The organism is bacterium, assembly GCA_035559435.1.
Lineage (GTDB): Bacteria > Zixibacteria > MSB-5A5 > WJJR01 > WJJR01 > JACQFV01.
The window spans coordinates 1-13894 of record DATMBC010000041.1 but is presented as its reverse complement, the minus strand read 5'-3'; the positions used below and the strand labels follow the sequence as shown (position 1 = coordinate 13894).

Genomic DNA, 13894 nt, shown 5'->3' with positions numbered 1-13894 from the left:
TCCGGCATGCGACAGCGTGCCGTCCGACATTCAGGATGTCGTGAAAGTTATCAATACGGCCTTTCGGGGGGATGCTCCCGTGGCGGACATTTACTGTCCATTTGAACGAACTGATGTGACATGCGATCTCCGGACGGACGTACTGGATGTGGTCGGCATGGTGAACGTCGCATTTAGAGGCGGGGATCCAGAATCAGAATTTTGTCTTGGATGCCCGTGACGCCGAACGCTCGGGTGGCCGCGATGGGTGCAGCGCACCCGAGTCAACGCAGGTTCTGACAATCCGCAACGGGCCGCCTCCCCCCACCGGCCGTCTGCAGGAACCCCCCGGAAGAACGCGTAAACCGCTGGAAAACGTGCTATTTCTGATTAACTTTACGGCATGGAACGCCCCGCCGCCGCGGGGCAAGGAGAGCTCAGATGGTCGTCGCCACAGAAGCGAAAACAGCCATGAACGCCGTCGATGCCAAACTCACCCCGGCCGACCGCCCGCACAGTGTCTACGAGAATGTGATCCGGCAATTTAACAAGGCCGCCGATCTGATGCGTCTGGATCCCAACACCCGCCGGATCCTGTCGCGCTGCACCAATGAGATCGTGGTCAATTTTCCGGTCGTCATGGATGACGGCCGTGTCGAGATGTTCACCGGCTACCGGGTTCAGCACAACAATGTCCTGGGGCCGTTCAAGGGTGGCCTGCGGTACCATCCCGCGGTGAATCTCGATGAGGTCCGGGCGCTGGCGACCTGGATGACGTGGAAGTGCGCGATCACCGATATCCCGCTGGGCGGCGCCAAGGGGGGGATCCAACTGGATCCGCGCCAATGCAGCCCGCGCGAACTGGAGCACATCACGCGGCGGTTCACCTTCGCGCTGGGGCAGAACATCGGCCCGGAATACGACATTCCCGCGCCGGATGTGAACACCAACGCCCAGATCATGGCCTGGCTTCTCGACACCTACATGATGACGATGCCGGCCCCGGAGCGCAACCTCTGCCGGCATGTGGTGACCGGCAAGCCGGTGGAGGCCGGGGGCAGTGTCGGACGCGACAAGGCCACCGGGCAGGGGGTGGTCTTCCTTATCCAAGAGTGGGCCCGTGACAATAATTTTGACCTCCATGGCGCCACCTTCACCGTGCAGGGATTCGGAAACGTCGGCTCCTGGACTGCGCGTCTGCTGGCGCCTCTGGGGTCCAGACTGATCGCGGTGGAGGACATCACCGGCGCGGTCTCCGCCCCGGGCGGGATCGATCCGGAGGCGATGGCGCAGCATGTCGCCCGGACCGGCGGCTGCAAGGGGTTCCCCGGCGCCGCGCCGATCGACCACGAGACATTCCTGCGCACCAAAGCCGATATCTTTGTGCCGGCGGCGATGGAAAACCAGATCACCGCCGAAACCGCGCCCTGGCTGAATGTCCGGCTGGTGGCGGAAGGGGCCAACGGCCCGACCGATCCCGACGGCGACGCCGTCCTGCAGCAGCGCCGGATCGACATTCTCCCCGATGTGCTCTGCAACGCGGGCGGGGTGGTGGTCAGCTATTATGAATGGCTGCAGAACAAACGCAGCGAGAGTTGGGACCTGGAGGAGGTCGATTCGAAGTTGCATCGGCGGCTGGTCGCGGCCTACGGACGGGTCCGCGGGACGGCGCGTGAATTTGACACCGATTGGCGCACCGCGGCGTATATTGTGGCGTTGCGTCGCCTTGAGACGGTCTATAAGGAGCGCGGCATCTTTCCGTAGACCAACAGCCGGTTGTCTTGCCGTATAGACAATCCCACCGCCGGGGTGGCGTCACAGACGCAACCCCGGTTGTGTTTTTCGGAGAACTTGTGTATCCCTTAGGGCACTCGATGCGTTCCCGCGTCCGCCCAATCCTGCTTTTTACCGTTGCCGCCACGGTCTTCTCGTTCATGCCGGCGCAGGCGCGGCCGCGGCTGGCGTTGCTCGTGGTGGTGGATCAGTTGTCCGCGGACATCTTCGAACTCTACGGCCCGCTGTTTACCGGTGGAATGGCGCGGCTGCGCGACGAAGGGGTCTGCTTTACCGCGGCGCGTCACGATCATGCCATGACCCTGACATCGGTCGGGCATGCGACCTTGGTGACCGGGGCCTATCCCAGCCGTCACGGAATCGTCGGCAATCACTGGGTCGAGCGGGCCACCGGGCAGCGCGCCTATTCCTGCGAGGATTCCACCGTTCAGGTTCTCGGCGATCCGGAGGCCGAGGGACGGTCGCCGCAATTCCTGATGACCGAAACGCTGGGCGACTGGTTGCGGCAGACCTGGCCGGAGGCGCGCGTTTTCACGGTCTCGCAGAAGGACTACAGCGCGATACTGCTTGGCGGACGGCATCCAAACGCGGCGTACTGGTTTGACGATGCCAAAGGGATCTTCGTCACTTCCTCCGAGTATCTGGATTCACTCCCGCCGTGGGTCCGTGACTACGATTGTTTCCCGTTCCGCGAGCGGGCGGTGCGTGAGGGGTGGACCCGTGGCTGGCCGGCGGCCACCTACACGGTCGCCACCGCCGATGACATCGCCGCCGAAAACGACGGTATCCACACCTGTTTCCCCCATCTGTACGATTCGGCGGCCTCACTGGCACGGACCCCCTCGGAGTGGATGTTGGAGACGCCGTACAGCGACGCCCTGGAGCTCGACTTCGCCAAACGGCTGGTGCGGGAGGAGGGGTTGGGAAGCGACACGATCCCCGACCTGCTCTGCCTGAGTCTGTCGGCCAATGACTATGTCGGCCACTCGTTCGGACCATACAGCCAGGAAGCGCTGGATGTGCTGTTGCGGGTGGATGCCGGCCTGTCGGAGTTTCTTGGCGCGCTCGATTCGCTGGTGGGAACGGGGATGTACACGGTCGCGCTCAGTTCCGATCATGGCGTGATGCCGCTGCCGGAGGTGATGCGGGCCGCCGGTCTGCCCGCCGAGCGGATTCTGCGCGCCGAAGCGCGCCAGCATCTGGAGACCGCGGCGCGCCGTGTGGCCGACAAACTCGGTATTGCCGCGCCGCTCATCACCGGCCATACCAATGGGCTGATGCTCAATCTCAAGGCCGGCGAGGAGCAGGGCGTGCGTCCCGCCGATCTGCGCCAGGCGATGGCCGAGGCGATCGGCGTGCTGGACTATGTCGAAGAAGTGTTGACCTGGGAGCAGTTAACCGAGCCGGGCGGAGCCGGACGCGGTTATCGGGCGCTGTACCGCCAGAGCTTCCATCCCGACCGTGCGCCCGATCTGGTCATCCGCTATCGCGAAAACACGCTCATCTTGGACTCGCCGCAGGGCACCACGCATGGATCGCCCTACCGTTACGATACCCATGTGCCGTTGATTTTCTGGGGGCATGGGGTGTCGACACGCGCCAAGACGGTGGCCAACGATGTTCGCACGATCGATGTGGCGCCGACGTTGGCGGCGATCCTTGAGTTGACGCCGCCCGCCGCGATTGATGGCGTCTGCCTGCGCGCGGTGATCGAACCGCACGAACCATAACTCGTACTCGGGAGCGAACTGTCCGTGAGTCTTCCGCTGCTGGCGCTTCTCTTTCTGCTCCTGCTGGCGCTCGCGTACCGCTTGTATGGCGGCTGGGTGGCGCGTCAGTTCGTCATCGATGATGCGCGCACCACCCCGGCGCACACGCTCAATGACGGTATCGACTACGTTCCGGTTCGACCCTTCTATCTGTTCGGCCAGCACTTCTCCGCGATCGCCGCGGCCGGCCCGATCGCCGGGCCGATCCTCGCCTGCCAGACCTTCGGGTGGCTGCCCTGCCTGCTCTGGATCAGTCTCGGCGTGGTCCTCATCGGCGCGGTGCATGACTTCTCGACGTTGACCGCATCGGTGCGCCATGGCGCGCGCTCGATTGCCGAGATCACGCGCGAACAACTGGGCCCGAAGGCCGGGATCGCCATCCTCGTGTTCATCTGGATTTCCCTGGTCTATGTCATCGTGGCCTTCACCGACATCACCGCCGGCAGTTTTGTCCATTCCACCGAGGAACTGCAGGGCGTCACGGTGGACTTCAATCCCGGCGGGGCGGTGGCGGCCGCCAGCGTGCTCTACCTGTCGCTCGCATTGGTCATGGGGCTGGTGCAGCGCTTTCTTAAGCCCCCGCTGTGGCTGGTCACGATCATCTTTGTGCCGGCGTCGTTGGGAGCGGCCTGGGTGGGGACGTATCTGTCGAACTGGCTGATCTTCGACGCCAGGACCTGGGGACTGCTGATCCTTGCCTATTGCGCGGTCGCTTCGGTGGTGCCGGTCTGGTCGCTTCTGCAGCCGCGCGGTTATCTCGGCGGCTTCATCCTGTTTCTGGCGTTGGCGCTGGGCGTGATCGGGATCTTCTTCGGCGGCTACGATGTGCGGCAACCGGCGTTCATCACCTGGGACACCGGCGGGATGACCGGCACCCTCTTCCCATTCCTGTTTGTCACCATCGCCTGCGGCGCCTGCTCGGGGTTTCATGGACTGGTCTGCTCCGGGACAACCTCCAAGCAGGTGGACCGTGAATCCCACATGCAGCCTGTCGGCTATGGCGCGATGCTGGCCGAGGGATTTGTCGCCTTGATCGCGCTGGTGACGATCATGATCGTCGCGCCCGCCGAAACCAAGGGACTCAAGCCCGGCACCATCTACGGCAACGGCATCGGCAATTTCCTGTCGCTTTTGATCGGCAGGGAGAACCTCCCCTTCGCCATCACCTTCGGGGCGATGGCGTTTTCGACGTTTGTCTTCGACACGCTGGATGTCTGCACCCGGCTGGGCCGCTACATCCTGCAGGAGCTGTTCCGTCGTCGCGACCGGATCGGGGCGGTGGTCGCGACCTTGATTACGATCGCGTTGCCGGTCTACTTCATCTGGGGCGCGGAAGAAGGCTCGTGGATTCGCTTCTGGACGTTGTTCGGGGCGTCGAACCAGCTGCTGGCGGCGCTGAGTCTGCTCACCATCACCATCTGGCTGCACCACGCGCGCAAACGGATCGCCTTCACGCTCCTGCCGATGCTGTTTGTCCTGACGATCACCCTCTGGTCGCTGGGCAGACTTTGCTGGGCGAACTGGCAGGCGGCGCAGGGGATCGACCTGGCGCTGGTCAACGCCGTGGCCGCGCTGGCGTTGATCGTGCTGGCGATCTATCTGGCGACCGCCGCGCTGTGGGAATCGCGCAGGCCCGCCGCCGCGCGCTGAGGCCCGCGACTGTCGCGCCACCAATCATGCCGTCAGGGATTGCTTACGATTCGCCGAGGTAGGTGCGGCGGACCTCGTCGGATTTAAGCAACTCGGCGCAGGGGCCGGAGAGGGCAATGGTCCCGGTCTCCATCACATAGCCGACTTCGGCGGTGGTGAGCGCCATGTGGGCGTTCTGCTCGACCAGCAGGATGGTCGTCCCGGCTTCGTTGATCTGGCGAATGGCGGCGAAGACGGTCTGCACCAGAAGCGGGGAGAGCCCCAGCGACGGTTCATCCAGCAGGATCAGGCGCGGGCGGCTCATCAGCGCGCGGCCGATGGCGAGCATCTGCTGCTCGCCGCCGGAGAGCGTGCCGGCGCTTTGCTTCAATCGCTCCTGCAGGCGGGGGAAGAGCGTCATGACCCAGTCCCAGTCCTGACGGATGCCGTCACGGTCGCTCCGCGTGTAGGCGCCCATCTCGAGGTTCTCTTTAACCGAGAGATTGGCGAAGACGATGCGTCCCTCGGGCACGTGGGCGATGCCGCGCCGCACAATCTCATGCGGCGGCGTCACGGTCAGCGTGCAGGGGGTCTGGCCGCTGCCGGCCGGATCGCCCCAGTAGCAGATCTTCCCCTCGCGCGGGCGCAACAGGCCGGAGATGGTGCGCAGCAACGTGGTCTTGCCGGCGCCGTTGGCGCCGATCAGTGTCACAATCTGCCCGGGCCGGACGCTGAAGGCGATTCCCTTCAGCGCACGGATGGCGCCGTAGGAGACATGCAAGTTCTCGATGTCCAAAAGCAGGTCGCTCATATCAGGCGTGCGGCGCGCCGAGGTAGGCCTCGATCACGCGCGGATTCTTCTGGATTTCTTCCGGTTTGCCCTCGGCGATCTTCTCCCCGTGGTCAAGAACGGCGATGCGTTCGCAGATGCCCATCACCACCCGCATGTCATGCTCGATGAGCAACACGGCCAGATGGCGTTCGTGCTGCAATTTCTGAATCAACTCCATGACTTTCTTCTTCTCGCCGGTGTTCATGCCGGCCACCGGCTCATCGAGCAAAAGCAACGTCGGGTTGGTGGCCAGGGCGCGGGCGATCTCAAGACGGCGTTGCTCGCCGTAGGGGAGGTTGCGCGCCTTCTCATGTTCGAAGCGGATGAGATCGAAATAGGCGAGGAGGTCGCGGGCGCAGTCGCGGACACGCGCCTCGTCGTGCCCGCAGGGCCGCGCGCGCAGCACCACCTGCCAAAGCGGCGCGCCGCAGGTGCGCAGGAGCGCGGCGCGCACATTGTCCAGCACCGACAGATCGCCCCAGAGACGGATGTTCTGAAACGTGCGCGCGATGCCCAGGTGGTTGATCTCGTGCGGGGCGCGTCCGGCGATATCCTCGTTCTTCAGCCGGACACGGCCCTCGTCGGGGGCGTAGACTCCCGTAATCAGGTTGAACACGGTGGTCTTGCCGGCGCCGTTGGGGCCGATCAGCCCGACCAACTCCTGCGCGCCGACACGCAGGGACACGTTTTTGATCGCGCGCAGTCCGCCGAAGGACAGGCACACGTTGTCAAACTCCAGCACCGGCGCGGAGGTCGTGTTCATGACTTCCTCCCCGGCAACAGCCAGGACCATTGGAATTCCGTCCCGCCCATCAGGCCGCGCGGGCGGGTCAGCATCATGACCACCAGCAGGGTCGAATAGATCACCATGCGCCACGACTGCGCCACGCGCAGGAATTCCGGCAGGATGGTGAGCACCGCGGCGGCAATTACGCTCCCGGTGATCGAGCCCGACCCGCCGAGCACGACAAAGACGATGATCTCAATGGAGCGCAGGAAGGTGAACGAGTTGGTGTGCAGATACTGGATGTAATGCCCCTGAAGTCCGCCGGCCACGCCGGCGAAGAAGGCGCCGAGCACAAAGGCCAGCACCTTGAAGCGCGTGGTGTTGATCCCCATCGCCGAGGCGGCGTCCTCGTCCTCGCGCACCGCGATCAGCGCGCGTCCGAAGGTGGAGTCAATGAGGTTGCGCACGACGAGGATGCAGATCCCTGCGATCATGAACACCCAGGTGAAGGTGGTCCAGGGCGGGATGTCGCCGAACCCGCGCGCCCCGCCCACCAGGTCGGTGTTGAGGATGACCACGCGGATGATCTCGCCCATCCCCAGCGTGGCAATGGCCAGATAGTCGCCGCGCAAGCGCAAGGTCGGGATGCCGACCAACAGTCCCGCGACCGCGGCCATGATGCCGCCGCTAAGCAGCGAGGCGGCAAAGTAGCCGTTGACGAACAGGCCATAAGCCAGCCCGGTCTGCCCGACCACCAGCGGCTCGAAGACATAATGCGACATCGCCGCCGAGGTGTACCCGCCCAGGGCCATGAATCCGGCATGTCCGATCGAAAACTGTCCGGCAAAACCGAGCACCAGGTTGAGACTGACGGCCAAGGTGATGTTGATACCGATCAGGATCAGAATCTGCGTGTGATAGGGATTCAACTGCGGGATGACCAGTTGTCCCAGCAGGATCAGGGCCGCCAGATAGACGCCCACCCAGGCGAGGGTGCGCGCGCCGGTCTGTGGCTTTGGGGTCGAGGCGGCCATCGTATCCGGTCAGAATTTGGTGCGTTGCGGCGTGCCCAGAAGTCCGGTCGGACGGAACAGCAGGACCGCAACGAGAATGACAAAGGTGATGGCATCGCGGTAAGTGGAGGAGAGATAACCCACCGTCATCGTCTCGGCGATGCCCATGATCACGCCGCCCAGAATGGCGCCGGGGATGTTGCCGATGCCGCCCAGCACCGCGGCGACGAAGGCCTTCAGTCCGGGCATGATGCCCATCAGCGGATCGATCTTGGGGTTGTAGAGTCCGACCAGGATGCCGGCGGCGGCGGCCAGCATCGAGCCCAGCACAAAGGTGAAAGAGATTACACGGTTGATGTTGATTCCCATCAGGCCGGCGGCGTCATGGGAAAACGACACCGCCCGCATCGCCGTCCCCATGCGCGTGCGGTGGACTATAAACTGCAGCGCGATGGTCAGAAGAACCGCCGTCAACAGGACGATGACCTGGATGTTGGAGATGGTGATGATGCCGAGGGTGAAGGTGGTGCGTTCGACCAGGGCCGGGAAGTCCTTGGGGTCGGCGCCGAAAACCAGCTGGCCGAGGTTTTCCAGCAACAGCGAGACGCCGATGGCGGTGATGAGCGCGTTGAGACGCGGCGCGCGGCGCAGCGGCCGGTAGGCGGCGCGCTCGATGATGAACCCGAGGATGCCGCAGGCGACCATGGCGGCGGCGATCGAAATGATCAAAAGCCCGAATCCGGAGGGCGAGGCCGGCGCCATCCAGCGCACGACATAGAAGCCGACAAAGGCCCCGACCATGTACACGTCGCCATGGGCGAAGTTGATCAGCCGCAGGATCCCGTAGACCATGGTGTACCCCAGCGCGATCAGGGCATAGATCGCGCCCAGGGACAGGCCATTGATGATCTGCTGAACGAACTGCTCCAAGAGGTTCCCTCAGCGGCGACCCGCATGATTCGGGGGGGCCGGGCGGTGTGGCGGCGGGGTCAACGGTGCATCAATGATCGTTGGCTGGACTCGCATCCCGTCTTCGGCGTCCGGCGGACGCCACGGCGCCGGTTACGGCTGAATGATGTCGTAGACCTTGAATTTTCCACCGGTGATTTGCAGCACCACGGCCGACTTGCGCGCGTTACGCTCCTCGTCGATGGTCACCGAGCCGCAGATGCCGGGAAAATTGCGTGTCTGCGCGATCGCGTCACGAATGGCGCGTCCCTCGGTTGTGCCGGCGCGCTGAATGGCCGCAAACAGCATGTTGGCGGCGTCATAGGACAACGGCGCCATCGCGTCGGGCACATACCCGTGGCGTTCTTTGTAGCGCTGGACAAAACTCTGCACCAGCTGACTGGTGTCATCGGCCGAGTAGTGGTTGCAGAAGAACGCGCCCTCGACCGCCTCGCCGCCGATCTCGGGGGTGCGGGGTGAATCCCAGCCGTCGCCGCCCAGCAGCACGGCGTTGATGTTCTGCTCGCGCACCTGCTTGGCGATCAGGCCGACCTCGGTGTAGTAGCCGGGAATGAAGATGCACTCCGGATTGGCGCCCTTGATCGAGGTGATCTGCGCGCGGAAATCGGTGTCGCCTTCCGAATAGGATTGCTCGGCGACGATCTCGGCGCCCAGGGCGATGGCATTCTGTTTGAAGTACTCGGCCAATCCGACCGAGTAATCGTTCTTGATGTCCTTGAGAATGGCCAGGCGCTTCAGGCCCAGTTTCTGGGTGGCGAACCGAGCGCAGACCACGCCCTGAAACGAATCGACATAGCAGACCCGGAAGATGAAATCGCCGACTTTGGTCACTTTAGGATTGGTCGAAGCGGGAGTGATGAGGGGAATGCCGGCTTTTTGCGCGATCGGCGCGCCGGCCAGTGTCCGCGACGAGGCCACTTCGCCAAGGATGGCCACCACCCGGTTCTGATTGATCAGCTTGGTGACCGCCAAGGCCGCTTCGTCGGGCTTGCTCTGATCGTCTTCAATGATCAACTCGATCTGTTTGCCAAGCAAGCCGCCGCGGGCGTTCCACTCGTCCGCCGCCATCTGCACACCCTGTGTCGACGAAATGCCGAAGGTAGCGGTCCCGCCGGTCAGTGAGCTGAAGACTCCGACGCGGATGGTGTCCTGCTTTTGGGCGCAATGCGTTAAAGTCAGCGTGAGGGCCAGCGCGGACAGGATGCCTAAGCGTCTCATTCCCAATATCTTCGTCGACATGTTCTCTCCCTCGGCTTGGAACGCGCGACGGTGATGTTACGCTGTGAGGCCGTGAAAAGCAAACCCATAATGCGCTGAGACTTGCGCGGCGAAAGCCAGAGTCCAGAGCCGGGAATGGGGGCTTACCGTGGAAAAGGCGGACGCGATGATGTCGTCAGCGGTGTGGTCGAGGAGGGCCGGGGCGAAGTAGAGCGGTTCCCACGTTGAGGTAGTTGGCGTTTTTCCAAAGCCAAGGTGATGGCGTGATACAGGGTCAGACTGGAGAGAGAATCCTTCGAGAGGAAATCGCTCAATCCGGCGCGGACCATGGTCGCGAGCTCCTCCTGCCCGCACCCGGACAAAAGCACAACCGGCCCCTGATACCCGGCGCCGCGCAGCGAGGGCAGGACATCCAGCCCGGAAAAGGCGCCGAAGTTGAAATCCAGGAGAATGAGATCGGGCTTGCGGTGGAGGGTCTGTTGGACCGCGTCGCCGGCATTCAGGCAACCGATCAGGTCGACTGTCCAGACGGGCACGCGTTCGAGCAGCCCGCGGACGATAGTGATATCATCCGGATCATCATCGATCATGAGAATGGTTAGCCGATCGGTGGCCACTTGCCGGTCTCCGCTTCGCGCCTACTACATGAAAGTGTATCGGCAAATCGGGATAGTGATTGAGGCATTTCCTTGACGGCGCCCGGGGTCTGGCGTATCCGTTCCAGGCCGGCGGGATCGCCGGCGGAAAGGGATGCCTGTGTCCGACAAAGAGTTCATCCGGCTCGCCGAAGCCGAACGCACCGCCACGCTCACGCTGGCGCGCCCGCCGCTGAATATTCTCAATATTACGATGCTCCGCGAATTGAACGCGCGCCTTGAGCAACTCGCCGAGCGGGGCGATCTGTGCGCGTTGGTCATCGACGCAGAGGGGCCGGTCTTTTCCGCCGGCGTCGATGTGCCCGAGCATCGTCGCGAGACGATCGATCAGATGATCCGGGAGTTCCACCGCACGATCCGTCTCATCGACGATCTGCCGATGCCGGTGGTGGCGGCCATTCACGGCGGCGCCTACGGCGGGGGCATGGAACTGGCGCTGGCCTGCGATCTGGTCCTGGCCGCCGATGATCTGAAAATCGGCGTCCCCGAGATCACGCTCGGCGTCTACCCGCCGGTGGCAGTGGCGATCCTGGGGCGGATGATCGGCTCGCATCGCGCGGCGGAACTGATCCTGACCGGACGTGTGCTCAACGCCGCCGAAGCCGAGGCCATCGGCCTGTTGAATCACGTTTATCCCGCAGGCCAGTTCCGCGAACGGGTCCGGGCGTTTGTCGGACAACTAACGCGGTTGTCCGCGTTTTCGTTGCGTCACACACGCCGGGCGTTGCGCCGGGCCTCGCTGGCGGGTTTCGAGGAGGCGCTGGCGACGGCCGAGTCGATCTATCTGCGTGATTTGATGTCGGGAAACGATCCCGATGAGGGGCTGGCGGCATTTATGGAGAAGCGGCCGCCGCGCTGGCGCCACCGCTGAACTCGCTCAGACTGGCGCGCAGTGTCTCGCCCACGCGACGCAGGGCCTCGGCGTCCACATGGACTTCGGCGCCTTCGCGGCGCAGACGCGCCACCACCGACTCGGTCGCCACATTTCCCGGCGCGCCGGGCGCATAGGGGCATCCGCCCAAACCCGTCACACTGGCGTCGAAGGCAACGATCCCATGCCGCCAGGCGCAGGCGACATTGTCCAGCGCCTGGCCATAGGTGTCATGGAAATGCATTGCCAGCCGCGGCGCGGGAATGAGCGGCAGCAGTCTTTCCAGTAGACGCTCGACATCGTCCGTGGCCGCCTTGCCGATCGTGTCGCCGATCGAGAGTTCCTCGACGCCCAGCGCGTCGAGGACGGTCGCCACGGAGACGACTTTCTCGGGGGCGATGCGGCCCTCGTACGGGCACCAGAAGGCGGTGGAGATGTAGCCGCGGATCGCCAGCCCGGCGGCGCGGGCACGGCGAATCACCGGCACAAACCGTCCCATCGACTCGGCGATGGTGGCATTGATATTCTGACGGCTGAAAGTCTCGCTGGCGGCGGCGAAGACGGCGATCTTGCTGGCCCCGACTTCCAGGGCCCGGTCCAGACCCTGCTCGTTGGGGACCAGCGCGGAATAGACGACGTTGGGCCGGCGGACGATGCGGGCAAAGACCTCGGAAGCGTCGGCCAGTTGCGGCACCCACTTGGGCGAAACAAAGGCGGTGACTTCGATCTCATCGACCCCCGTGGACGACAGCGCGTCGACAAAGCCGATCTTGCGATCGGTGGGGAGGACGCCCCTCTCGTTCTGAAGGCCGTCGCGCGGCCCGACTTCGATGATGCGCGCTTTCATTCGGCCAGTTTGATGAGGACTGCGCCCATGTCAACCAGCTCGCCCTCACGGCAGAGGATTTTTTCTACCGCGCCCGTGTGCGGTGCGGTCAGGCGGTATTCCATCTTCATGGCCTCGAGGATGAGCAGGACATCGCCTTCGGCGACCGAATCGCCGGGTTTGGCGAGGATCTTGACGACCTTGCCGGTCATCGGCGCCCGGACATCCTCATGCTGATGACGTCCGCCCGCCACGCGATGTTCCTTCTCGAAAAAGGCGCTCCCGCCCTTCCATCCCACCCACACGCCGCGTTTGTCGCGGGCGATTGCCAGACGGTAGGTGCGGCCCTCGTGGGTGAACGACATCCAGTTCATACGCCCAACCGAAAGGCGCCGAGTGTGCGCCAGGGGGAATAACGATCGGAGGGTCCCGACTCGCCGGCGGCGACCTCAGAACGCTGGCTCAGGGCCTGCTGCGCCGCCGCGACGACATAGGACGGAACATCCGGCGCGGTCCAGTTCCGCGACTCCAATGTGGTGGTGAACGTCTCGCCGCTGGTGAAAAAGTCGCTCTCCAGCAATTCCGCCAGAAACCGCTGGTTTGTCACCAGCCCCAGGAGCGTGGTCTGCCGCAAGGCGTCGAGCAGCCGCCGGCGCGCCTGCTCCCGGTCCTGCCCCCAGGCAATCATTTTGGCGATCAACGGGTCGTAGAACGGATGGATCGCCGATTCGCCAGCCACGCCGGTGTCGATGCGCAGGTGGGGCATTTGCGGCCACTCCAGCATCAGGATCCGTCCGGCGGCCGGCAGGTACCCGTGGTAGGGGTCCTCGGCGTAGAAGCGCGCCTCAATGGCATGGCCGCGCGGCGTCACCGTCTGCGGGAGCGGTCCGCCGTGCGCGATCTCGATTTGCGCGCGCACCAGATCAAGTCCGGTCAGCATCTCCGTCACCGGATGCTCGACCTGCAGGCGCGAATTGACTTCGAGAAAATAGAAGGACTCGTCGGGACCGATAAGGAATTCGACCGTGCCGGCGTTCGCATACCCCGTGGCCTCGGCCAGCTTGACCGCCGCGGCAAAGAGCCGCTGCCGCGTGGCGTCATTGATGCCGGGGGAGGGCGATTCCTCGATCACCTTCTGGTAGCGGCGTTGGAGACTGCACTCGCGTTCGCCGAGCGCGATGGCGCGACGGCCATCACCGAGGATCTGGACTTCGACGTGGCGGGCGGGATAAATGTACTTTTCGACCAGAAGCCGCTCGTCGGCGAAGGCGCCCTTGGCCTCACGACGGGCCGCGTCGAAGGCCTCCTTCATCTGATCGGTCGAATCGACCCGGCGCATGCCCTTGCCGCCGCCGCCGCCCGCCGCCTTGATCAGCACCGGATATCCGACCTTTTCGGCGGCCCCAATCGCCTCCTCGAGTTGATCGGTTTCGCGCGCGCCGGGCACCACCGGGATGCCCAGCGACATGGCCGTCTGGCTGGAGCCGCGCTTGTCGCCCAGCGCGACCATCGCCTCGGCCGATGGCCCGATGAAGGTGATGTTGGCGCGGGCGCAGGCGCGGACGAATTCCGCGTTCTGTGACAGGAAGCCATATCCCGGATGAATGGCGG

At 64.1% G+C, this 13894-nt stretch carries 14 protein-coding genes; 5 read left to right on the top strand and 9 right to left on the bottom strand.

From position 1 onward, the window contains the following. The 4 genes from VNN55_04630 to VNN55_04615 form a co-directional block, all read left to right on the top strand. A partial coding sequence (locus VNN55_04630) for a hypothetical protein (GenBank protein ID HWO56835.1) occupies nucleotides 1–220 on the top strand: 220 nt, incomplete at its 5' end. 200 nt (nucleotides 221–420) lie between these two features. After that, nucleotides 421–1743, top strand: coding sequence for a Glu/Leu/Phe/Val dehydrogenase (locus VNN55_04625; GenBank protein HWO56834.1), 1323 nt, complete (start codon nucleotides 421–423; stop codon nucleotides 1741–1743). 110 nt (nucleotides 1744–1853) lie between these two features. Continuing rightward, on the top strand, nucleotides 1854–3503 hold the full coding sequence (locus tag VNN55_04620; protein ID HWO56833.1) for an alkaline phosphatase family protein: 1650 nt from the start codon (nucleotides 1854–1856) through the stop codon (nucleotides 3501–3503). Nucleotides 3504–3527: 24 nt separating this feature from the next. Then, the gene (locus tag VNN55_04615; protein HWO56832.1) at nucleotides 3528–5192 is read left to right on the top strand and encodes a carbon starvation CstA family protein; all 1665 of its coding nucleotides are present in this window, start codon (nucleotides 3528–3530) and stop codon (nucleotides 5190–5192) included. Between the two features lie 43 nt (nucleotides 5193–5235). Here the strand turns inward: VNN55_04615 and VNN55_04610 are convergent, their stop codons facing one another. The 6 genes from VNN55_04610 to VNN55_04585 all read right to left on the bottom strand — a co-directional run bounded on the left by VNN55_04610 (nucleotide 5236) and on the right by VNN55_04585 (nucleotide 10547). Continuing rightward, nucleotides 5236–5982, bottom strand: a complete 747-nt coding sequence (locus tag VNN55_04610) for an ABC transporter ATP-binding protein (GenBank protein HWO56831.1) — start codon at nucleotides 5980–5982, stop codon at nucleotides 5236–5238. A gap of 1 nt (nucleotide 5983) precedes the next feature. After that, entirely contained in the window at nucleotides 5984–6766 is a 783-nt protein-coding gene (locus tag VNN55_04605; GenBank protein HWO56830.1) for an ABC transporter ATP-binding protein, read from the bottom strand. Next, nucleotides 6763–7764 carry a branched-chain amino acid ABC transporter permease gene (locus VNN55_04600; GenBank protein HWO56829.1) on the bottom strand — a complete coding sequence of 334 codons (1002 nt, stop codon included), beginning with the start codon at nucleotides 7762–7764 and terminating at the stop codon, nucleotides 6763–6765. The genes VNN55_04605 and VNN55_04600 overlap by 4 nt, the downstream gene beginning before the upstream one ends. Before the next feature lie 9 nt (nucleotides 7765–7773). Beyond that, nucleotides 7774–8673 (bottom strand): branched-chain amino acid ABC transporter permease, encoded by a 900-nt coding sequence (locus tag VNN55_04595; GenBank protein ID HWO56828.1) that lies wholly within the window; start codon nucleotides 8671–8673, stop codon nucleotides 7774–7776. A gap of 132 nt (nucleotides 8674–8805) precedes the next feature. Continuing rightward, nucleotides 8806–9930 (bottom strand): ABC transporter substrate-binding protein, encoded by a 1125-nt coding sequence (locus VNN55_04590; protein ID HWO56827.1) that lies wholly within the window; start codon nucleotides 9928–9930, stop codon nucleotides 8806–8808. A 143-nt stretch (nucleotides 9931–10073) separates the two neighbouring features. Then, nucleotides 10074–10547, bottom strand: coding sequence for a response regulator (locus VNN55_04585; protein ID HWO56826.1), 474 nt, complete (start codon nucleotides 10545–10547; stop codon nucleotides 10074–10076). Nucleotides 10548–10680: 133 nt separating this feature from the next. Here VNN55_04585 and VNN55_04580 point away from each other — a divergent pair, with 133 nt between their 5' ends. Further along, the gene (locus tag VNN55_04580) at nucleotides 10681–11457 is read left to right on the top strand and encodes an enoyl-CoA hydratase-related protein (GenBank protein HWO56825.1); all 777 of its coding nucleotides are present in this window, start codon (nucleotides 10681–10683) and stop codon (nucleotides 11455–11457) included. Here VNN55_04580 and VNN55_04575 read toward each other — a convergent pair. The 3 genes from VNN55_04575 to VNN55_04565 all read right to left on the bottom strand — a co-directional run. Continuing rightward, complete coding sequence (locus VNN55_04575; protein ID HWO56824.1) at nucleotides 11420–12304, bottom strand: hydroxymethylglutaryl-CoA lyase; 885 nt, start codon at nucleotides 12302–12304, stop codon at nucleotides 11420–11422. The genes VNN55_04580 and VNN55_04575 overlap by 38 nt on opposite strands. Further along, nucleotides 12301–12657: a biotin/lipoyl-containing protein gene (locus tag VNN55_04570; protein ID HWO56823.1), complete on the bottom strand. Its 357-nt coding sequence runs from the start codon at nucleotides 12655–12657 to the stop codon at nucleotides 12301–12303. The genes VNN55_04575 and VNN55_04570 overlap by 4 nt, the downstream gene beginning before the upstream one ends. After that, nucleotides 12654–13894, bottom strand: a 1241-nt coding sequence (locus VNN55_04565; GenBank protein ID HWO56822.1) for a biotin carboxylase N-terminal domain-containing protein, incomplete at its 5' end; no start/stop codon positions are given. The genes VNN55_04565 and VNN55_04570, both read right to left, overlap by 4 nt.